This is a genomic window from Chromobacterium sp. LK1, assembly GCF_001043555.1.
GTDB classification, from domain to species: Bacteria; Pseudomonadota; Gammaproteobacteria; order Burkholderiales; family Chromobacteriaceae; genus Chromobacterium; species Chromobacterium aquaticum.
In genome coordinates this window covers 26929-45336 of sequence record NZ_LDUI01000041.1, presented here as the reverse complement: position 1 = coordinate 45336, position 18408 = coordinate 26929, and the positions used below count along the sequence as shown (strand labels likewise).

Below are 18408 nucleotides of genomic sequence, written 5' to 3'. Positions count from 1 at the left end.
GGCATCAGCCTTTCTGGCGGCGTTGTTGGAAGAAAGCCGTCAAGGGTTGCGCGCAATCGTCCGCCATCCTGCCGCCGAATACCGCGGCGTGATGGTTGAGCCGACTATTGGCGAACGCGTCCAGCACGCTGCCTGCCGCGCCGGTCTTGGCGTCGGCCGCGCCATAGATCACCCGGGCGATGCGGGCGTGCATGATGGCGCCGCTGCACATCAGGCAGGGCTCCAGCGTGACATACAGATCGCAGCCGTCCAGGCGGTAATTGCCCAGTGTGGTGGCGGCGTCGCGCAAGGCCAGGATTTCGGCGTGGGCGCTGGGGTCGCGTCGGCTTATAGGTTGATTGTAGCCGCGACCTATGATTTCACCGTTGCGAACCACGACGGCGCCCACGGGGATTTCATCCGCCGCCGCGGCCAACGCGGCCAGGTCCAGCGCCTGGGCCAGATAGCGGGCGATATCGGCGTCCGGCGGCGGAGCGATGACCGGGGGGTGTTCCGCCAGTTCTTGCAGCAGCCGTGCCTTGTCATCGGCGCTGAGCTGGTTCCAGTGTATGCCGCGGCAGGCGGCCTCCAGCGCGAACAACAGCTTGCGGGTAGCGGTGTGGCCGCGGCTTTTCAATTGCAGGAAGGCGAGCACGACGCCGCGTCGACGCAGGCCGTCGGCGTCCGTCACGCCGATATCCTGCAGCCAGCCGATGGCGGCGGGGGGGAGCGGAGGAGAAGCTAGCGTCACGTCGGGGATTCTGCGCAAAAAAGGGTGGGAGCGGGCATATCTTGCATGATGTCGATTTTAGCGTAAAGAAAGACCGATTATGGCCGATAAATACGGATACCCATAAGAAATGCCTTATATGTCCGTGATCAAGCCCTTCTCGCCAAATTATGCCGCCGAGTTGTACCGGCGGCCCTCCTCCGCGTCGGCCAGTTCCGCCGCCACGGATACTAGCCAGGCCGCGGTGGCAGCCGTAGCCGGCGCCAAGCCCAAGGCGGATGACAGCCTGCAGGCCAAGCAAGCCTTGCAGTCCTCGCTGCAGCAAACCCTGGGCAATTATATGCGGCAGTTGAAGGTGGCGTTGAAACCGCTGCCCAAGCGTTCGCCCGAAGTGGACGATATGCAGAAGACGCTGCTGAAGAAGAAGGTGGACATGCTGCTGCAGATGGTGCAGATGGCGGGGCGCGACAAGGCCAGCCTGAAAGCGCTGGCGGCGGAGCTGGCGCGCGCGGTCAAAGAGCTGAAGCAATTGGTGGCCAGCATGACCCAGAATGCCGCCGATTCCATGATGTCGGTGGGCATGGGCGGCGATGCGGTGGCTGCCGCGAGCGCTGCGGCGGCGGGTGACGCCGCGCCCGCTGCCAGTGACGGCGGCGGAGACGCCTCCGGCGCGGCCGCCCAAGCTCAGGCCCAGGCCGCCGCGGCCGAGGATGAGCCGCAGCAGGCCAAAGGCGGGGAAGAAGGAGCGCCCGCCGCCGCCGGCGCACGTGGCGACGCGGCCGCCGCCAATGGCGACAAGAGTGCAGCTGCCGCGCGCGACGATGGCGCCACGCCGCGCACGGGCGGGGGCAATCCGTTGTCCGGCGGCAATCCGGTGGCTGGAGATCGAACGATCCAGGACATCGTGATGAAGCTGAAGCAGCTGCAAAATTGGCTCAAGCAGCAGACGCGACAGCTGCAGGCGGATCAGGAATTCAGGAAGATGATGAAGGAGATGGAGAAGGACATGGCCTCCATCGACAAGATGCTGGAGACGGGGGAAATCTCGGAAAACGGAGAAATGGACGTCCAGGTCCACGTCGATGCGGACGCCGGCGCGAATGTGAACGTCCAGGCCTGATCAGCTTTTGCGCCAGAACCGGCGGCCCAACTGCCACAGCGCCCATAGCCGCGCGCCGGTTCCCAGCCAGGATTGCAGCCGCCCGCCCGGCGGCAGCAGGCTGCCCAGCATGGTCAGCACCTTGCCGATGCCGCGCTGCCGTCCCCAGGCCTTCAGGCCTTCGCCCGCGGCGCCGAGGGGGTGGCGGCGCAGGCTGTCCAATTCCAGACGCAGCTTGACTCTGAGCGCCTCGCCCTTCATCACCAGCAGCTGTTTCTTGATGGCGCGGTCTTGCGGGCTCACGGCGCGTCTCCTCCGCCCAGGGCCGCCCAGTCCTTGCGGACTTCGTCCAGCGTGACGGAGAAGGCGGCGGGCTGGGCGCGCAGGCGTTGGCGCAGGCGAAAACCCAGCAGCGCGCCGGCGCCGCAGAACAGCAGTGCGCAGGCACCCAGCGCCCAGGCGCGCTGGGCCGGCGGGGTCAGAGTCCAGATCAGCAACAAACCCGCCATCAGGCCGACGGCGATCAGTATCAGGGCCAGCATGCCGGTGAACAGGCTGGCGATGATCTCGTCCTTGAGCTCCTGGGCTTCAAGCGTCAGCAATTCCGCCCGGGTCAGCAGCAAGGAAGCCACGCCGCCGGCGAAGGAGCGCAGGCTGCCGGGGCGGGCTTGAGCTTGGCGTTGCGGCATGCCTTAGCGGCGGGAGACCAGCATGCCCAGCAGGAAGGCGACGCCGGCGGCGATGCCGATGGACTTCCACGGATTTTCATGCACGTATTGATCGGTCGCCTTGGCTGCAACCTTGGCCTTGCCGACGACCACTTGCTCGGCGTCCAGCAGCTTGGCCTTGGCCACTTTCAGCTTTTCGCTGACGCGCTGGCGGATTTCCTTGCTCTTCTGGCTGCCGTCATCCAGCGAAGCGTCGATCAGTTCCTCGGTGCTGACCAGAACCTGGCGCACGTCATCCAGTAATTGCTCTTTTTCCTTGGCGATTGCAGCGGCATTGGACATAAAGACCTCCTGGCTTAAATGATGGAAAATCCGCGGCGCGATGCGGGCCCGCGGTGCAGCAAACATGCTGGCTGCTGTTGAACCTAACAGGCCGCGCCGTTGACGTCAAACGCTGATCAAGACAGGTGCGAGCCAGGTCAAACCCGGCCGTAGGCGGCGTTTTCCCAAGCCGGGGCTTTCGGCGCGCGGAAGCGGCTGGCGGTGAACAGGCCTACGCCGCCCATGGCCAAGCCAAGCCAGACCGAGACCCAGGGGCTCCACGGCGTGGCGGCGATCAGCAGCAGGGGCGCGGCGCTGGCCCATAGCGAATAGGCGATATTGTAGGTGATGGCGATGCCGGAAACGCGGATATCGGCGGGAAACAGGCTGATCATCGCCGAAGGCACCACGCCGACGATGCCGCAGCACAGGCCGGTCAGCGCGTAGGCCAGACCGGGCCAGCGCCAGCCGCCTATCAGGCTGGCGTAGAGCAGGCCGACGCCCAGCGGCAGCAGCAGGCTGTACAGGGCCAGGCTGCGCACCGGGCCGATGCGGTCGGTGACGCGGCCGGCGATCACGCAGCCCAGGTTCAGGAACACGATGCCCAGGCTGCCTAGCGCGAACGCTTGCTTGGCCGGCCAGGCGAAATGCTGTTGCAGCAGGGTGGGCGTGACCACGACCGGAATGATGACCGCGGTGGTCAGCACGCAGGTCAACGCCGCCGCGGGCAGCAAGGTGCGCCTATGCACGCGTAGCACCTCGAGCAGCGGATAGGCGCGCTCCGCGCGCTGAGCGCGCATGGTGACGAACACCGGGGTTTCATTCAGCCAGCGGCGCAGCCAGACGCCGAACAGCCCCAAGGGCCCGCCAAGCAGGAAGGGCAAACGCCAGGCGTAGTCCTGCATTTGCTGGGGACTGAAGGTTTCGGCCAGCAAGGTGGCGGTCAGCGCGCCCAGCAGATAGCCCATGGTCAGACCGGCCTGCAGCAGGCCCAGCGCGTAGCCGCGATGGCGCGCCGGCGCGTGTTCGGCGACAAAGGTCCAGGCGCTGGGCACTTCGCCGCCCACCGCGGCGCCCTGCAGCAGGCGCAGGCACAAGAGCAGCAGCGGCGCCAGGTAGCCGATCTGGGCATAGGTGGGCAGCAGGCCGATCAGCAGACAGGGGCCGGCCATCATCAGCATGCTGAGGCTGAACATGCGCTTGCGGCCGAGACGGTCGGCGAAGTGCGCCATCAGCACGCCGCCCAGCGGCCGCGCGAGGTAGCCGGTGGCGAAGATGCCGAAGGTTTGCAGCAGGCGCAGCCATTCCGGCATCTGCGGCGGGAAGAACAACTGGCTCAGCGTGGCGGCGAAAAAGGCGAAGATGATGAAATCGTAGATTTCGAGCGCGCCGCCCAAAGCGGCCAGTCCGAGCGTGCGGTAGTCGGAGCGGGACAAAGCGGTGGCGGCGGGCGTGATCATGGCGGTCATGGAACGATGGGCTCGGGATGGTGCGGGTGCTGGCTGCGAGGCTTAATGCGCGCCGGCGGCGGCGCGGCCTTGGGTTTCTGCCGCCTGATTAAGGCGATGCGAATATGGCGGTATGGCAAACATGCGGCCAGTTTAGCGCGTGTCGGCTGCGGTGGCGATAGTCAGTTGCATCTTGATGGCATAAACAGTGTTGGCCATGGCCGGGCGCGCCCCGTCTCAGCTCATGCCAGGGGGCGAGGCGCAATGGGGCCGCTGCGGAACAGTAAGGCGGCCAGGATGCCGCCGCAGAGGAAAACGCCGCATGCGGCCCCAAAAACGAGATGGTTTCCCGCGAGCGTCGCATCGATGATGCTTGCCGGGCGGGATGCGCTCGCGGCATGCCGCGCGGTGTGGGCGGCGATGGCGGTCGAGGACAGCGAATTGAATACGGCGATTCCGATCGCTCCGCCGATCTGCTGAGCCGCGCTCACCAGCGCGGAAGCGGCGCCCGCGTCCTGATGCTGGACGCCGCTGGTCGCGGCATTCTGCACCGGGCTGATGATCATTCCGAAGCCCAGGCCGCTCACCAGCAGCGGCGGCAGAATGTGCGCGGCATAGCTGGAGTTTGCGTCGGTGGCGGTGAACATGGCCATGCCGACAGCTGCCAGCCCGCACCCGGCGGATGCCAGCCAGCGCGGGCCCATCCGCGGGAACAGCGCCGCGCCGGAGACGATGGAGCTGACGACCACTGCGCCTATCATGGGCAGGAAGGCCGCGCCGCTCAGAATGGGGCCGAACTTCAGGATGTCTTGCAGGTAGTAACTTAGAAACAGGAAGACAGCGAACATGCCCATGCCGGTGACGCCCAGCGTCAGATAGGCGCCGCCGCGGGTTCGATCGAGAACAATGCGCAGCGGCAACATCGGCTGCTCGGCGTGATGTTCGATGAGCACGAAAGTGATCATCAGCCCCAGCCCGGCGAGGAGCGGGCCGAGGGTGCCCAAGCCGCTCCACCCATTGGCGGCGGCGTTGCCGAGACCGGATACGATGCCAAGCAGGCCAAGCGTCGCGGCGATGGCGCCAGACAGGTCCAGCGGCATGCGCTGCGGGCTATCGTCGCGGGGCAGGAAGGCCAGCGCGCCCAGCAGCGCGACCGCGCCGAAAATCAGGTTGACGTAGAGGCTCCAGCGCCATGACAGCGTCTCGGTGAGCACGCCGCCCAGCAGCAGGCCCAGTACGCCGCCTACGCCGGAAACAGCGCCGAAAACAGCGAAAGCGCGGCCACGTTCCTCCGCCTGGTCCGAGAAAATCACGGACAGCAGGGACAGGGCCGCCGGCGCGAGCAGCGCCGCGCAAGTGCCCTGGCCGATACGGGCCAGGAGCAGCGCGTTGAAGCTGGCGGCGGCGCCGCCCATCGCTGAGGCGAGCAGCAGGCCGATCACGCCGATCAGGAACATCCGCCTGCGCCCGAAGAGGTCGGAGAGCCGGCCTCCCAGAAGCAAGAGGCTTCCGAACGCGAGGGTGTAGCCGGTGACTATCCATTGCCTATCGGCGCTGGAAAATCCCAGGTCATGCTGCGCGGACGGCAAAGCGATGTTGACGATGGTGTTGTCCAACACGTCCATCAATTGCGCCAGGCTCAACACACCGAGCGCCAGCCATCGACCGGAGGCGTCCGGCCTCCGCTGCGCTGCGTGCCCGTGTGGTTCCGTGCTGACAGACGCCAATCGGCAGCATGGGTCCGGCGGCAGTTTGTCATTCATCTTGCGCGTGCCTATTTGGGGCGCCGGGAGGGTGGATGAGCAGAACCAGCTTGCCGGTGGCGCGGCCAGCCTCGCCCACGCAGTGCGCAGCGGCGGCGCGGGAGAGCGGGAAGGTCTGTACGGCGGGCGGTGTGAAGCGCCCCGCGGCGATCCGCGCGCTGATCTGCGAGAGCGCGTAGAGCGCGCGGCCATCGTCTCCTCGGCTGAAACGCACGCCATGCTGCGCGGCGCCGTCTACGTCGGCGACGGTCACAATATGTTGTGGGCTTCCTGTCAGGCCGATGAGCTCAGGCAGGATGCCGTTGCCGGCGACATCAAGCGCCAAATCGATTCCGGCCGGCGCCAAAGCCCGGATACGCCCCATCATGCCTGCGCCGTATGCAACGGCTTCGGCGCCCATCGCATGCAGCAAGGCGTGTTTGGCTGGGCTGGCGCTGCCTATCACACGCGCTCCGCGCGCTACGGCGAGTTGCACGGCGGCGGCGCCGATATTCCCGGACGCTCCGTTGATCAGCAGCGTGTCGCCTGCGGCGACACCGAGTTGATCCAGCGCGCGGGCGGCGGTTTCTATCGCGGCAGGCAAGGCGGCCGCCTCAGCGAACTCAAGCGTGGCGGGGATGGGGGCGTAGTGGGTGAGCACCGCCAATTCGGCTTGAGCCGCGCCATCCAGGCAGAAGCCGAACACGCGATCGCCAAGCGCCACGTCGCTGACACCGGCGCCGAGCTCGTCGACGATCCCGGCTGCCTCGTAGCCCAGCGTCTGAGGGAGCTGTTGATCCATCAATCCCTGGCGCTTTTTCCAGTCGCTGGCGTTCACGCCGGCGGCGCGCACGGCGATCCTGAGCTGGCCGGGACCGGGATGCGGCTCGGCCAGCTCGGCGATCTCCAGCACCTCGGGGCCGCCAAATGCGCTGAAACGCAGTGCCTTCATGGTTTTCCAGGCCCAGCGGCTAGCTCCTGGCCTGGTTGCGGCGAGTTCAGAGTCAGTCCGCGCAGCAGCAGGTCCAAGGTGAAGTCGAAGCGTTCGTGTCCATTTCCGGCGACGATTTCCCGTAAGTGGGCTACCGTGTGCGGGAAATGACTTGCGGGCAGCATCCGTAGCCGCGCGGCGATCCCGTCCCGGTCGCAGGGCTGGCCATCGACACCCTGGCTGTCAGCTTGGCGCAGCGATCTTTCCAGGCTGTAGGCGCCGACATACAAGATCGCGGCATCTATCGCCCATGCGGCCGGCTGAGCCGCCACCCCGCCGGCCAGCAGAATCGCGAGCAGTCCTTCATTGATCCGCAATGCGTGCAGATTGCGCGGCGCGTCGGAGAAGGCGGCCTGCGAGATGCCGGGGTAGGCGAGGTATAGATCGCGCAGCTGCGCACAGATCGCCTTGAATTGCATCATCCATGCGTCGGGACTTGGCGTTGGCAGTTCCACGCGCGCGCATAGCTCGCCGATCAACAGATCGTCCAATTCCGCTTTATCGCGCACATGCGCGTACAACGATGCGGGGCCGGTCTCCAGCGCGCTGGCGACTCTGCGCATCGTCAAGGCATCGAAACCTTCGGCGGCCACCAGCGCCAATGCGGCTTGCACGATGCGCTGCGGCGTGATCGGGGGCTTGCGGCGGCGGCTTGTCGTGTCATCGCCGTCCAGGGCGGCCAGCTGCGCCGCCCAAGCGTCCAGGGATTCCGTCTGATGGGGTTTTTTCTTGGCCATGGGCGCATCATATAACAAACGTTGTTCGTATGTAAAACAGTGTTCGTTTTTGCGCATGCTGTGTGGCTCAGCGATCCAGGGAGATCGGCGCTTGCGCATTGATGGCTGGGGTTGGACGCACGGGGTGGGGCGAGAACGATGGGGAGGCAATAAGAAATGCCACTGACGCTGTGAAAACAATCGTCAGTGGCATTGGGGATGCTTGATTAAATCAAGCGCTTGGCAGGGCTCACTCCCACTCAATTGTTAATTGATGGGCTGTAATCCTTGTTGGGCAATGGTTATCGGTGGGTTTGAAAATAGCTATACCGTCAAATATACCGTCACCAAGGAAATGTACCTATCAATATGGCTTCGCCGGCTTGCCACCTATCACCTCATGATACCTTTCTTTGACCGCGTTCTGCAGCAAAGGCACCTCTGCCATTTTCAGCTGCCCGGGCAATCCAAGGCCGCGATACCTTTCCAGCAGTCTATCCGTCTCACAGATCAGCATCAGCATCCACGTCGCCAACTCAAGCTGCCGCGCGTCGGCAGGGAACAGGTCGCCACTCAGCGGCTCAACGCCTCGGAACGACGCGACAATCCGCGCGCCCTGACCGAGGGTTAAGGTTTTGCTCCGGCCCAGGTGGTCGAACGCCGCAGCGGCGCGTTCAAGGATTTCTTCGGGGGGCATGCTGGAATCCGGTTGTGGCCAGATTCCAGCATAGTGGCGTCAATGCAACTTTTATCCTGGCCTGGCGATTTAGTTCTTGCCTACTTGAATAACGTAACACATAATTCAAATAACAAAACGCCACACGGAGCAGAAAATGGAACTGTTTCACACTTCGCCTAGCACTATCACCAGCATCAATGGCAGCGGTCGCTATGGCTCGTTCCTGTTCTTCTCCAGCCATGTTTACACAATGACCGCCGGCAGCTACAAGGCTTACTGCATCGAGTTGGGCGAATCGGAATGCATCGGCGCTGGCGAGCTGTTCTATCACGAAGACGCTGCCAAGCTGGACAGCTTGGTTGCTGAAGTGGCCGCCCGCTACGACATCGACGAAGACGCCGCCACGGCGCTGATCGACGAGTCCAAATCCATCTACGACATCGAATCCAACGTAGAACCGGAGGACCTGGGCGACGCCTCTTGGGACATCCAGCACGCCACCGCCCGCGCCGCCGCTCTGCTGGGCTTCCGCGCGGTGCGCGTGTCCGACGAACAAGGCGCAAGCTACATGGTGGATATGCTGGGCCATGAGCAAGATTTGAAAGAGGTAGCGGCATGAAATCCAGTCATCCCCTTGGGAGCCATCGCGGAACAAGCGATGTAGCGGGTGTACCCCATCATGGTGGCGCGCGCCCCGGAGCCGGCCGCAAGTCCTCGGTGAATCCAGCAAAGTCCGGTAGCATCCGTCTGACCCCGGAGCGTTGGGACAAGCTTCGGGCACTGGGCATGGACTGGCTCAGCGGCCAGATCGACGCGGCCACGCCGCCAGACGGTGAACAGGAATGAAGGAAGCCTGGACGTCAGTTGAAATAGCCCTCCTCAAAAAGCACTACCGCCGCATGCCGGCGAAAGAACTGCAGGCACTATTGAAGCGTTCGGCGTCGGCCATCCGCGCAAAAGCCAATAGCGAAGGCCTGTCGGGTGATAGGCACCGCCCGGTTAGCCCTGTGCAATGGACGGAGGATGAATTGGCTGCGCTCGGAAAGGTGCCTGATGCTGTAGCTGCAAAACGGAAAGGCATAAGCGTAGAAGCCGTCAGAAGAAAGCGTGCCGGTCTTGGGATTCCTGCCACGATACAAGTAGATCATCGTCCGTGGACAAAAGAGCAGATAGCTCTATTGGGAACCATGCCGGACGCCGGTTTGGGGAAAATGCTGGGCCGGTCGCAAGCAGCAGTAAGAGCGCAACGCATGCGACTAGGAATCGCGGCCAGCGCGCCGCAAACCGTTTGGACGCCCGAGATGGATGCTATGCTTGGCGCGGCCAGCGATAGGGACATTTCAGTGAGGCTTGGAGTGCCCTATGCAGCGGTCAAATATCGCCGTAAGCATTTGGGCATTCCAGCCAGGCAAAGCCAGAACACCCCAATAGAATGGCCGCAAGCTGTACTAAATTTGTTGGGCAAAGTTCCAGATACGGATATCGCTCAGCAAATGGGGGTGGATGCCATTGCCGTTTTCTGGAAACGGCGCAAGATGGGGATTCCCCGTTACCGCAAACCTAAAAAAGCTGCGGCGACCAAGGATCGGCAGGGAGTGCCGAAGTGGGGCCACGTCAAGACGCTGACCCAACCAGACTTCTACCGCGCGATGTCATCCCATTACCAGGCTGTCTATGGCCGGCCCCTGACCCACGCAGTTCTGTCTGAAATATGCTTGTGGTCCGTCAGCCGGCTGCAGAAATGGTTTACCCCCGGCAGAGCCCAGCAACCGCTGTCACTGCCGGTCAGGCATCACATTTGGCTGGCGGTTTGCCACGGCCTTACCGCGCGCGATCCGAGTTGAGGATCACCTGGCAGGCGTTGAGCCGGCCGGCCGCTTTGTTGGCGTCGCCGGCGATTGAGTACTGCTCAACCCCAAATCGCTCAAGAGCTGCTGCAAGTTTTTCTCGCTGCGCTCCAGAAAATTCGGCGCTTGCTTCTCCATCACGGCCACCGGCGCCGGCGGAAGCGTCGGGCAGATAGCTACCGGCGGCGGCGAGCTGTTGGTCGCGCATCCGGAGCTGAGCGCGCAGACGAGCAACAGCCCCTTGAAGTTCCACTTTCCCATTTTCCAATCCCTCCTGATATGCCTCTGCGGCAGCGTTGTCGCTACGTGCGGTTTCCTGCTCCTTCACCCTGGCTGCCTTCTCGCCGGCCGCAACCCGCTCCGCCATCTCCGCGCGCTGGGCTGCGACATCGCGCTCGGCCAGCACTTGGCGGTAGTGCCAGCCGGCGGCGGCCAGCCCAGCGGCCAGCAGCAGGCCGGCCAGCAGCTTCCAATTCCTCAGCAGCAGTAACCACATGCTCAACTCCCCAGCTTCTTGCCCAGACCTAGGCCGGCCAGCATCGCCGCTGCGCCGATTCCGTAGCCCTGCAGGTCAAATGTCTTGCCGGTGACGGTGCAGTAGATTTGCAGACCCAGGCCGGCCAGCGCGAACACTGCGCCCCAGCAATAGGCTGGCTCCAGCGTCACGTTGTCGTCGCCGGTGATGGCTTCAAGCAGCTTTTTCAAAAGGGCCGTCATGGCTCGTCTCCTTGTTGGTATGCGCGGCAAGCAGTTCGTCAGCAGAGAAGACGAAGCCTGGCACGCGCGGGAAGGCCTGGAAGATCCAGACAGGGAAGCTCAACGCATGGATGCCGTGGTTCTTGTGGCGGTGGAACTTGCTGTGCAGCACCAGCATGTTCTGGATGCTGTCTACGAACAGCTCCGGCTTGGCCGGGTCGAATGCGTGCCAGTCGAAGCCGCGGATCTCGGCCAGCTTGCACAGCGCCCACAGCAGGGAATCCGTGGCTGCGAAGGTCTTGCCGGTCGGCTGGTCGGTGTCCAGATCCAGCACCGGCAGCTGTGCGATCTCTCCGGTGGCAACGCCTTTGACCACGCGCCAATCAACGCCGCCGGTAAACGCCCACTCGATGGCCAAGTGGTGGTATTCGGTTCCTTCGGTGTGGCCGGATATCGCGCAGGGCAGCTTAGTGGCATGGCCGGCACGCTTGGTCGCCCGGAATGTCGCCGATTCCGTGCGCGGCGGGTGATCCGGGTAGTAGACGTCCTCGCTCAGGGTGTCGACGTGTTCATGCTCATTGGCCGGCGCCAGCACGCCCTTGGCCAACTCGACCATGCGCTGGTGGAGATCAACAGCAGGCATCGTCTGCATGGACTCGCCCACGCAGCAACTGCATGGCTTTTCGATGTCCAGGCCGTGTTTGCATTTTTCCATTTGCTGCTCCTGAAATAGCAACGCCCGCTCGCGGCTGGCGTTTGATGCTTGTTATGCTCAGGCGGGGATGGCGCGCAGCGCGGCAGCGTATAGGGCCTTTCGCTCGGCCAGTCCATTCGTGCCGCCGTTGACCTTGCGGGTCACCACGGCCATGTCGCCGGTGTCGGCCAACTGGTTGCAGCCGTTGGCTTCCCACCAGTGAGCCGCTGACTTTGCGGCGTTCGCCGGCTGTTCCAGCAACTCTGGGTGTCCAGCCAGATCAAGGCCAAGAGCGGCGCCGGCGGCCGTATAGCCATCTTTGCCAGTGATCTGGATCAGACCGCGCCCGCGGTAGCGCCAGCCGTCGTTGCTGGCTGGAGCCCCATTGCCCATCCGGTTGCAATAGACGATGTTCGCAATGACCTGAGGCTGACGGGCTGCAGCGGTGGCTGTTGCGGCGGTGAACCGTTTGGGCCAGGTGGCGAGCAACCCCTTCGCGCTGTAGTTGAGGTTTTCCACCACGGCGGATAGAGCGGCGCTCTCGACGCCGATGGTCGCCAGGAATGCGGCCAGCCGCTGCCGGGTGTTGATCTGGTGCGCTTCGCATGCGGCCTGCAGATGCGGCAGCCATGCCGCAGCGCGTGCAGCCGGTGCGCCGGTGCCCGCGGTGATGATCGCGATGGTCAAATTCATCTCTGCCCCCTGTAGCTCCGCAGCTCGTCCCGCAATGACTGGATCAGCGTGTGGATGTCCTTTTTCATGTCGTCGATCAGCTCGCGCAGCTCGTCCTTCTGCAGGTATCGCTCAGCCACTCGCACCCGCAGTTCCTCGTGGTCGGCACGCAGCTTTTCATGCCGGTTGTGCAGGCTGATAAGCCACCAACCGAGCGCCGCCGAGAACATCGCCAGCACGCTGGTTAGCATTTGCCATGGGTCCATTGGCCCTCCTATGGGCGCAAAAATGCCCGCACGCGGCGGGCGTATTGATGGGCTGTTCTTCCTGCTCTACGACCAGACAACGGCCTGGACGGCGGTAACCGTTTTTGCTGCCTGCACCTGCTGAACCAACGCCGCGTATTTCTGCTGCTGCACCGTGCGCCATGCGTTCAGATCTGCCAGCACCTGCAGCATCTGCGCCTGGGTGTGCTGAACCAGGGGAGGGTTTTGCATCGGTGCCAGGCTGCAGTAGATGAAATACGCCGCCGGCGGACTGCTGGACTGGCTTGCGGCAAACATGGTCTGCAAGTTGAGCTGATCGGTTTGCAGAGAACCATAGAAATTCGACGCACCCAACGCAGTAGACGTGAACCCTGACGTGATTGCGGACTGACACGCTGTCTGCAAAATTTTCAGCTGAGTATCCTGCGCCTGAGTCAGTAGCTGCGCATTAGTCAGCGCTACTGCGGGGGTAATCGAAATTACCCCGAACTTTGCTTTTCCTGCCGGTGGAGAAAACGTGTAAGTAGAACCGTCATTCAAATTGATCGCAGTGGCATAGTCAGAGTTCGATACCGGAAATGAATCAGCCGGTGCGGATTCATCGCTGTCAAAATAAAATCCGGAACCGGTCTTTTGAGCTGAAACAGAAAATAGCATGCCCGCTCCTTTAATAACCGAACGCAATATAATAGGCGCCGGGATTGTATTGAGTTGTGGCCGCAGAAAATTGAGTTTTCGATAATGGTGAAAACCCCATAGTTTGCAAGCTATTGGGCGTGGGTGAGCCAACCACAACTAAGCACCCGTTTGGAAATGCCGTCGGGAAGTTGTAGTTTGTTATTGTCGTAGTGACGCTCAATGCCCCCCATTGCACAACCCAGCCACCCAGCCAGGTCGGGAATTTAATATACCCATTTGCTCCAAACGACGCTGCAAACCCGGCAGCTGTTGCAATGGATGACATCGCATTTCTTACCCAGCTGGTCGATGCTGGGTTCGCTGTGTTCGAACTGCCGGACGGGTCTGTCGAGGACGTGGCAACACTACTGTTAATAACGGGATTTCCTGGTAGGGTGCCGGCCGGAAACGACGGGGCCATTGCTAGTGTTATCGTTCCATCTCCACCAAACGTCATCAAATCAGGCGACTCACCTGTAGCGGTATCTAGTGACCTAACGGATAATAATTCTCCTGATTTATTGGATGATCCAACACCAGATTTGTAATATAAGCTGTACCCGCCTGGGCTGGATATTCCTGCAATACCAGTACCCATGAACCTAGACACCAATTGATATGCGGAACTACCGCCCTCCGTAATTTGCGAATTTATTGGTCCGTTAAATGTTGGGTTGTTTATTGTGGCAAATAATCCGCTCGCTTGAGCGAGCGGCAGGGCGTGTTTGCTCTGCGTTGCGTTTGCGATTTGCTCCGGTGCACCAGTGCAAAACAGCAGGATGTAAGAGCCCGAACCGCCAACAGAGCTATTCCACTGAGCCCAGCAATCGCCATTGGCAACAATCTCACCGCCCTGCAGGGCAGAATGCGCCCCGCCCACCAATGGCGCCGCTCCGATGCCGTCATTCAGCGTGCTGGCGCCCGTGTTTGCTGTTTTGGCCTTGAAGCGGATTACTTGGCCTTCGGTGCGCGCGGTAAATGCTGGCGTGAAATTGACAACGTAATTGTTGGCTGTGCCGGTATCCATCGCAAAAGGGGCCCCTTGCGATTGAATTGCTAGCGCAAGTTGATTCAGTTTCCCTTTAGTCAAGGTTTGTCCGCTTGCGCTTACCGCATTACACAACTCCATCATGACAGTGTTGAACCACTCTGCAGGGACAATGGTCGGCGCCTGACCTGTTACCGGATTGCCGTCCGTAAAAAAACCCGGAGTTCCCGGGTTTGATATGGCAGGCAGTGTCGTGGCCGCGGTAGAGTTGTCGATCTGGAACATGGTTTCCTCACGTTGAGTATCTGAACTGCAGGATGGAGTGAGCTGGTGCAATGCGCTGCAGAATGGACTGCAGAATGGCATTTCCCCAAACAGAAAGCGGTTCGCCTGATGCACTGGCGCCGGCGGCGAAGTGGTTTATGGTGTTGCTGGCAGCGGTGATGGACCAAGTATGGTGCCAATCCACCGAACCAACCGCCTGGCCGCTGCCGCTTTGCCCGCACCGGAATGGCGCGTAGTTGGTGACGGCAATGGAAAACCCCAAGCCAGCGGCCACTGACTGGTAGTAAGCGGCGGTCTGGCCGCCTGTCGCCGTCAGCTTGGCGACAACCTGCTGGCGCCGCCCGGTCATCGTGGCTGCAATTCCCAGTACAGGATCCGGCAGGCCCAGCGCCGCTTCCCACTCAGGCAGCAGCTCTGTTGATGATGCGGGGAACGCATCCACCAGCAGATTGTTGATTCGGCTATGAGTGCGGCCGTACACCTGAGCTAGCGCCAGCGCCACTTTGGATTGCATGGCATCCGGCTCACGCGGCCACACCCGTCCGCGCGGCAGCAAGCGCTGCAGCGCGCCCTGGTAATCCAGGGCGGTGTAATTGGGTAGCGGCATAGAACCTCACTGCCAGGTTATGGTGCCCAACACAGGCAAATTGCCTACTGGGCTGGCGATGTCGGAGCCGGCCGGGGAGACCACGATAAAATCGCTTACGCCGGAAACCGTGGCGATAGCGGACCAGAGGAGCTGGAGCGGGATGGTGCCACCAGGCTTGCCGTACTGAAAGAAAACTCCGGCTATCGCCAAGCTGACGGCTGCTTGCGACGCGAGCGGCACCCCCTTGATGGTGAACGGCACGGACTGAGCAATGGGTGCCACCACGTAAACCAGCGCAGTCACAGGTTGCAATGGCGCGATGGCGTTGGCCACCACGAGCTGATCCCCCGTCGCCACCACGCCGCGCGGCGCGCCGCCCGGCCCCTGGTCAAATTGGGATACCCCATTACTTCCCACCGGAAACCCACCATTTGCGGATTCCGCGCCGTCCAGCATGACGTACACCACCACCGTGCCGGCGCCGAATCCATTCGGCGCGCACCATGCTCGCGTGACTCCAGGTACAGACAAGGCCCAAGTGATGTAGTCATTTTGCGCGCCACCCTGCGGGGTTGACTGGTATGCGGCCAGGACGCGGGCGCGATACGCTTCGTCATCTTCAAGATCCGCGCCGCCAGTCAGCGCCGTGGCGGCGGAGCCGGAAGCCTGAATGCCAGGGACGGACTGAGCCAGCGAGAGGAGAGTGCCGGCAGGGGTATTACCTACAGCGCCAACCAAACCAGCCGGGTCAGCAACGGCGGCGATTGGAACGGTTACCGTGCCACTCGATCCGACCGCGCCGTCGCTGGTGACGGCATATTGCTGGCCATCGCCACGATTGATCAGTGTGCCGGCCGGCAATGTTTTGTTGACTTGCCCCGGGAAAGTGGCGGTGCCGCTGGCTACGGCGGCCGGCTTGATGTAAACCCCTTTCATCGCCCCCCAGCCCTGCAAAAACTCCCCAGTAGCTGTCCATGGCGTGGCCTGCGTTGCGACGAAGTCGATGTAGTCGTAATGCCCATAGGCCATAGCTGCCTGCGCGGCGGACATTACACCCAGGTTGCTGAACCGTAACAGGCCATCGCCTCCGGGCACGGTGGCGGCAATATCCTGCGCCACCTGCTGGCGCAGTGCAGTCAGTGTTGGTTTTGCATAGGGCATCAGTTCACTCCGTTCCAGGCCCACTTATATTGCAGCGGAGTCCGCGCGCCTGAGCTGTTGTAGGCCACTACCTGGGCGCCCAGCGTGGAGGCCGCAACCCACTGCACAGTGATATCGAATTTGGCCACCACTCCGTCATCAATCAGCCATTGCAGGGCCTCGACGATATAGTCGCGCGCGCGGTTGGCTGTCTCTCGGGTTTGTTTGGCGCGTTGCAGCAGCCAAAGCCGAGAACCGATCGGCTTCGCATCGTCCAAGCACCAGCCTCTCGGGTCGCCACTGCCATCAGGTACAGCGTCATCCGGACCCGCAATGCGATCAGTGAACAGGCTGATCAGGATGGCGGACTGCAGGTCATTGCCTGATAGCAGTCCTGGCCCCGCTTGGGCCCAGTCGCCATGCGTGCCGGCCACCCAGATTGTGGAGATATCCATGCCTATTCCTGTTGGTTGGGCGCGTTGGTCGTGATGGTCGAACTGCCGGACTGAACGTTTTGCACCGGGTGGTTGTGGCCGTTGTAGATGGCGCGCATCTGCGCCATGGAGTGCGCATTGCTGCCGGCGTTGTCGGTGATGTCGCCGCCAGCCTTGATCTGCCCACTGACATCCAGTTCGGGTGTGTTCAGCTGGACCTTGGTTGCCGCATTGACCGTCACTGTCGGCGTGTTATTCACGGTCAGCGGCAGGCCGGCGCCATTAATCACGATGCCGGCCCGGGTCAAATAGACCGACTGCCCCTGGTTATCGAAGATCGCTACTTCGCCCGGTTGCAGCCCCTTCATCCGGCTGCCCTGATGATTGGTAGCCACTACCACGCCGTTGTTGAGGTCCCCTTGCGGAAACAGGACGATGGCGTCCGTGCCTACCGGGGGGTGACTGGTAAACCCGAACTCAGCCGCGCGGCGCAGATGGTCTCGTGTTTCGTCTTTGCCAAGCTGCACTTGCAAGATTTGGATGGGTCCTGCGTCGTTGGCCGGCGCCGACATGCGGCCGCGCCCCAGCAACATCCAGACACGGCGTGCCAGGCGCTCAATTTGCTGAATCATGGCTTGCCTCCATTGGCTACGCCGGCGACAACATCGCGCTGAGTAGGGAACAGGTTCACCGGCTGTACCGAAAAAGCCTCCGGCGGCATCAGCACCAAATCAGCGTGCGTGCCGGTGGCGTCACGCCGATAAGTCACATCCGATACCAGCCAGTTGACGCGTGGCACATGCACCGTCGGCGCGGTCAACGTCACTATTGTGTTGGGCTGCCACAGATTGCCGGCATCGTCGCGCCAACTATCCACAGTCACCGTTGCTTGCAGGCTTCGGCCGGCGCGGCGCGCTGCTTCCCAGTTGGTCCTCGCTTTTGTGATCTGGTAGTCGGTAGTGTCCCCGGTTTCGGCAATGATGCTGCGCACGCGTAGGCGCGGCACGCCTGGATCCGTGACGATCGCAATCACATCCGGCCCCGTGCCGGCATCGCTCATCGTGTCCATTGGCAGGCTGCGGCCAATGTATTGGCTGAACCGCTGCGCCATGGACCAGCGCATAGTGATGGACTCAATGTTTACGCCCTCGGCGACAACGGGATAACGCTGGCCGGCGGCCTGCCGCATGGCTTGCGATAGACGCAGTGAACCGTCAGGGTTTTCGTAAACCAGCATCTGACTGTTGCGCGCCACCGGCTCCAGGATGTTGTATGGGGTCTCGCCCCATTGCAGTTGCCACACCGGGACCGCCGCGCCGGCGCCCACGTCGGATGTCACATCGATACCGTATGGTGTGGCCAGCTTGATGGCCATCGCCAGCGGGGTGATGTTGGTCATCTGGCAGCCCTGGTAGAAATGGCTGCAGTCCACCAGGTCCTGGCATTTGCCGCGCCCGCTCACGGCGATGGAGTGAGTCGACGCATTCAGCGTGGGTGTAAAATCATCCACATACCCAGTCACCACCACATCGGTGCCCAGCAGCACCTGCACCGGATCACCGGGATAGAGCAGCAATTTCCCAAACTCCCCGGGAAAGCGCTCGGTCATGCTGATATTGAAGCCTGATGGAAACCGCTCAATTCCGCGGACGACGGTGATCGATGTCCATCCCGATATGCGTTGTCCATTGGTAACCAGGGTAAGATCGTCCATACTCTCAACTCGATGTCATGACGGAGGCCGCA

Annotated in this window: 25 protein-coding genes; 4 read left to right on the top strand and 21 right to left on the bottom strand. The window is 62.3% G+C overall.

The genetic code is table 11. The features are described from left to right. Nucleotides 1-4: 4 nt before the first annotated feature. Complete coding sequence (tadA, locus tag VI26_RS23985) at nt 5-730, bottom strand: tRNA adenosine(34) deaminase TadA (RefSeq protein WP_082151148.1); 726 nt, start codon at nt 728-730, stop codon at nt 5-7. 118 nt (nt 731-848) lie between these two features. On the opposite strand from tadA, the gene VI26_RS18210 reads away from it, so the two are divergent. Continuing rightward, nucleotides 849-1829, top strand: a complete 981-nt coding sequence (locus VI26_RS18210) for a hypothetical protein (protein ID WP_048411171.1) — start codon at nt 849-851, stop codon at nt 1827-1829. Here VI26_RS18210 and VI26_RS18205 read toward each other — a convergent pair whose 3' ends face one another. The 8 genes from VI26_RS18205 to VI26_RS18170 all read right to left on the bottom strand — a co-directional run bounded on the left by VI26_RS18205 (nt 1830) and on the right by VI26_RS18170 (nt 8391). Beyond that, the gene (locus tag VI26_RS18205) at nt 1830-2111 is read right to left on the bottom strand and encodes a hypothetical protein (RefSeq protein WP_048411170.1); all 282 of its coding nucleotides are present in this window, start codon (nt 2109-2111) and stop codon (nt 1830-1832) included. Next, on the bottom strand, nt 2108-2497 hold the full coding sequence (locus VI26_RS18200) for a phage holin family protein (RefSeq protein ID WP_048411169.1): 390 nt from the start codon (nt 2495-2497) through the stop codon (nt 2108-2110). Before VI26_RS18200 ends, VI26_RS18205 begins: the two co-directional genes overlap by 4 nt. A 3-nt stretch (nt 2498-2500) precedes the next feature. Beyond that, on the bottom strand, nt 2501-2818 hold the full coding sequence (locus tag VI26_RS18195) for a YqjD family protein (protein WP_019103538.1): 318 nt from the start codon (nt 2816-2818) through the stop codon (nt 2501-2503). Nucleotides 2819-2955: 137 nt separating this feature from the next. Next, entirely contained in the window at nt 2956-4266 is a 1311-nt protein-coding gene (locus VI26_RS18190) for an MFS transporter (protein ID WP_048411168.1), read from the bottom strand. 221 nt (nt 4267-4487) lie between these two features. Continuing rightward, nucleotides 4488-6008, bottom strand: a complete 1521-nt coding sequence (locus VI26_RS18185; protein ID WP_082151147.1) for an MFS transporter — start codon at nt 6006-6008, stop codon at nt 4488-4490. Next, entirely contained in the window at nt 6001-6939 is a 939-nt protein-coding gene (locus tag VI26_RS18180) for an NADP-dependent oxidoreductase (RefSeq protein ID WP_048411166.1), read from the bottom strand. The genes VI26_RS18185 and VI26_RS18180 overlap by 8 nt, the downstream gene beginning before the upstream one ends. After that, nucleotides 6936-7715: a TetR/AcrR family transcriptional regulator gene (locus tag VI26_RS18175; protein WP_053074503.1), complete on the bottom strand. Its 780-nt coding sequence runs from the start codon at nt 7713-7715 to the stop codon at nt 6936-6938. The genes VI26_RS18180 and VI26_RS18175 overlap by 4 nt, the downstream gene beginning before the upstream one ends. Before the next feature lie 343 nt (nt 7716-8058). Beyond that, nucleotides 8059-8391: a hypothetical protein gene (locus tag VI26_RS18170; RefSeq protein WP_048411165.1), complete on the bottom strand. Its 333-nt coding sequence runs from the start codon at nt 8389-8391 to the stop codon at nt 8059-8061. 136 nt (nt 8392-8527) lie between these two features. On the opposite strand from VI26_RS18170, the gene VI26_RS18165 reads away from it, so the two are divergent. From VI26_RS18165 to VI26_RS24700, 3 genes are all read left to right on the top strand, one after another. Then, nucleotides 8528-8992 carry a hypothetical protein gene (locus tag VI26_RS18165; RefSeq protein WP_048411164.1) on the top strand — a complete coding sequence of 155 codons (465 nt, stop codon included), beginning with the start codon at nt 8528-8530 and terminating at the stop codon, nt 8990-8992. A 98-nt stretch (nt 8993-9090) separates the two neighbouring features. After that, entirely contained in the window at nt 9091-9219 is a 129-nt protein-coding gene (locus VI26_RS25205) for a hypothetical protein (RefSeq protein ID WP_255360823.1), read from the top strand. Continuing rightward, a complete protein-coding gene (locus tag VI26_RS24700; RefSeq protein WP_156183949.1) occupies nt 9216-10217 on the top strand; it encodes a hypothetical protein in 1002 nt (333 codons plus the stop codon). The genes VI26_RS25205 and VI26_RS24700 overlap by 4 nt, the downstream gene beginning before the upstream one ends. Here VI26_RS24700 and VI26_RS23380 read toward each other — a convergent pair. From VI26_RS23380 to VI26_RS18110, 12 genes are all read right to left on the bottom strand, one after another. Continuing rightward, nucleotides 10195-10716: a hypothetical protein gene (locus tag VI26_RS23380; RefSeq protein ID WP_053074502.1), complete on the bottom strand. Its 522-nt coding sequence runs from the start codon at nt 10714-10716 to the stop codon at nt 10195-10197. The two genes, VI26_RS24700 and VI26_RS23380, sit on opposite strands and share 23 nt — an antisense overlap. A gap of 2 nt (nt 10717-10718) precedes the next feature. Further along, complete coding sequence (locus VI26_RS18155) at nt 10719-10937, bottom strand: hypothetical protein (RefSeq protein ID WP_048411163.1); 219 nt, start codon at nt 10935-10937, stop codon at nt 10719-10721. Next, nucleotides 10909-11631 carry a hypothetical protein gene (locus VI26_RS18150; protein WP_197081528.1) on the bottom strand — a complete coding sequence of 241 codons (723 nt, stop codon included), beginning with the start codon at nt 11629-11631 and terminating at the stop codon, nt 10909-10911. The genes VI26_RS18155 and VI26_RS18150 overlap by 29 nt, the downstream gene beginning before the upstream one ends. Nucleotides 11632-11688: 57 nt before the next feature. Beyond that, a complete protein-coding gene (locus tag VI26_RS18145) occupies nt 11689-12303 on the bottom strand; it encodes a glycoside hydrolase family 19 protein (protein WP_048411162.1) in 615 nt (204 codons plus the stop codon). Further along, nucleotides 12300-12548, bottom strand: a complete 249-nt coding sequence (locus VI26_RS18140; RefSeq protein WP_048411161.1) for a hypothetical protein — start codon at nt 12546-12548, stop codon at nt 12300-12302. The genes VI26_RS18145 and VI26_RS18140 overlap by 4 nt, the downstream gene beginning before the upstream one ends. A 66-nt stretch (nt 12549-12614) precedes the next feature. Next, nucleotides 12615-13205, bottom strand: a complete 591-nt coding sequence (locus VI26_RS24695) for a hypothetical protein (RefSeq protein ID WP_156183948.1) — start codon at nt 13203-13205, stop codon at nt 12615-12617. 10 nt (nt 13206-13215) lie between these two features. Beyond that, on the bottom strand, nt 13216-14499 hold the full coding sequence (locus VI26_RS24690) for a hypothetical protein (protein ID WP_156183947.1): 1284 nt from the start codon (nt 14497-14499) through the stop codon (nt 13216-13218). A gap of 7 nt (nt 14500-14506) precedes the next feature. Continuing rightward, nucleotides 14507-15106, bottom strand: coding sequence for a YmfQ family protein (locus VI26_RS18130; protein WP_048411160.1), 600 nt, complete (start codon nt 15104-15106; stop codon nt 14507-14509). Nucleotides 15107-15112: 6 nt separating this feature from the next. Continuing rightward, on the bottom strand, nt 15113-16249 hold the full coding sequence (locus VI26_RS18125; protein WP_048411159.1) for a baseplate J/gp47 family protein: 1137 nt from the start codon (nt 16247-16249) through the stop codon (nt 15113-15115). Continuing rightward, nucleotides 16249-16683, bottom strand: coding sequence for a phage GP46 family protein (locus tag VI26_RS18120; RefSeq protein ID WP_048411158.1), 435 nt, complete (start codon nt 16681-16683; stop codon nt 16249-16251). Before VI26_RS18120 ends, VI26_RS18125 begins: the two co-directional genes overlap by 1 nt. Nucleotides 16684-16685: 2 nt before the next feature. Then, nucleotides 16686-17294 carry a phage baseplate assembly protein V gene (locus VI26_RS18115; RefSeq protein ID WP_048411157.1) on the bottom strand — a complete coding sequence of 203 codons (609 nt, stop codon included), beginning with the start codon at nt 17292-17294 and terminating at the stop codon, nt 16686-16688. Further along, on the bottom strand, nt 17291-18376 hold the full coding sequence (locus tag VI26_RS18110; RefSeq protein WP_048411156.1) for a phage baseplate assembly protein: 1086 nt from the start codon (nt 18374-18376) through the stop codon (nt 17291-17293). Before VI26_RS18110 ends, VI26_RS18115 begins: the two co-directional genes overlap by 4 nt. Nucleotides 18377-18408: the final 32 nt, after the last annotated feature.

Excerpts from the sequence above, each read along its gene's own strand:
- VI26_RS18125 (WP_048411159.1), bottom strand. The coding sequence starts at position 16,249 with ATGCCCTATGCAAAACCAACACTGACTGCACTGCGCCAGCAGGTGGCG.
- VI26_RS18210 (WP_048411171.1), top strand. The coding sequence starts at position 849 with ATGTCCGTGATCAAGCCCTTCTCGCCAAATTATGCCGCCGAGTTGTAC.
- VI26_RS18195 (WP_019103538.1), bottom strand. The coding sequence starts at position 2,818 with ATGTCCAATGCCGCTGCAATCGCCAAGGAAAAAGAGCAATTACTGGAT.
- VI26_RS18130 (WP_048411160.1), bottom strand. The coding sequence starts at position 15,106 with ATGCCGCTACCCAATTACACCGCCCTGGATTACCAGGGCGCGCTGCAG.
- VI26_RS24695 (WP_156183948.1), bottom strand. The coding sequence starts at position 13,205 with ATGCTATTTTCTGTTTCAGCTCAAAAGACCGGTTCCGGATTTTATTTT.
- VI26_RS18155 (WP_048411163.1), bottom strand. The coding sequence starts at position 10,937 with ATGACGGCCCTTTTGAAAAAGCTGCTTGAAGCCATCACCGGCGACGAC.
- VI26_RS18185 (WP_082151147.1), bottom strand. The coding sequence starts at position 6,008 with ATGAATGACAAACTGCCGCCGGACCCATGCTGCCGATTGGCGTCTGTC.
- VI26_RS18140 (WP_048411161.1), bottom strand. The coding sequence starts at position 12,548 with ATGGACCCATGGCAAATGCTAACCAGCGTGCTGGCGATGTTCTCGGCG.
- VI26_RS18170 (WP_048411165.1), bottom strand. The coding sequence starts at position 8,391 with ATGCCCCCCGAAGAAATCCTTGAACGCGCCGCTGCGGCGTTCGACCAC.
- VI26_RS18190 (WP_048411168.1), bottom strand. The coding sequence starts at position 4,266 with ATGACCGCCATGATCACGCCCGCCGCCACCGCTTTGTCCCGCTCCGAC.
- VI26_RS18110 (WP_048411156.1), bottom strand. The coding sequence starts at position 18,376 with ATGGACGATCTTACCCTGGTTACCAATGGACAACGCATATCGGGATGG.
- VI26_RS18145 (WP_048411162.1), bottom strand. The coding sequence starts at position 12,303 with ATGAATTTGACCATCGCGATCATCACCGCGGGCACCGGCGCACCGGCT.
- VI26_RS18175 (WP_053074503.1), bottom strand. The coding sequence starts at position 7,715 with ATGGCCAAGAAAAAACCCCATCAGACGGAATCCCTGGACGCTTGGGCG.
- VI26_RS18200 (WP_048411169.1), bottom strand. The coding sequence starts at position 2,497 with ATGCCGCAACGCCAAGCTCAAGCCCGCCCCGGCAGCCTGCGCTCCTTC.
- VI26_RS18165 (WP_048411164.1), top strand. The coding sequence starts at position 8,528 with ATGGAACTGTTTCACACTTCGCCTAGCACTATCACCAGCATCAATGGC.
- VI26_RS18150 (WP_197081528.1), bottom strand. The coding sequence starts at position 11,631 with ATGGAAAAATGCAAACACGGCCTGGACATCGAAAAGCCATGCAGTTGC.
- VI26_RS18180 (WP_048411166.1), bottom strand. The coding sequence starts at position 6,939 with ATGAAGGCACTGCGTTTCAGCGCATTTGGCGGCCCCGAGGTGCTGGAG.
- VI26_RS24700 (WP_156183949.1), top strand. The coding sequence starts at position 9,216 with ATGAAGGAAGCCTGGACGTCAGTTGAAATAGCCCTCCTCAAAAAGCAC.
- VI26_RS24690 (WP_156183947.1), bottom strand. The coding sequence starts at position 14,499 with ATGTTCCAGATCGACAACTCTACCGCGGCCACGACACTGCCTGCCATA.
- VI26_RS18115 (WP_048411157.1), bottom strand. The coding sequence starts at position 17,294 with ATGATTCAGCAAATTGAGCGCCTGGCACGCCGTGTCTGGATGTTGCTG.
- VI26_RS23380 (WP_053074502.1), bottom strand. The coding sequence starts at position 10,716 with ATGTGGTTACTGCTGCTGAGGAATTGGAAGCTGCTGGCCGGCCTGCTG.
- VI26_RS18120 (WP_048411158.1), bottom strand. The coding sequence starts at position 16,683 with ATGGATATCTCCACAATCTGGGTGGCCGGCACGCATGGCGACTGGGCC.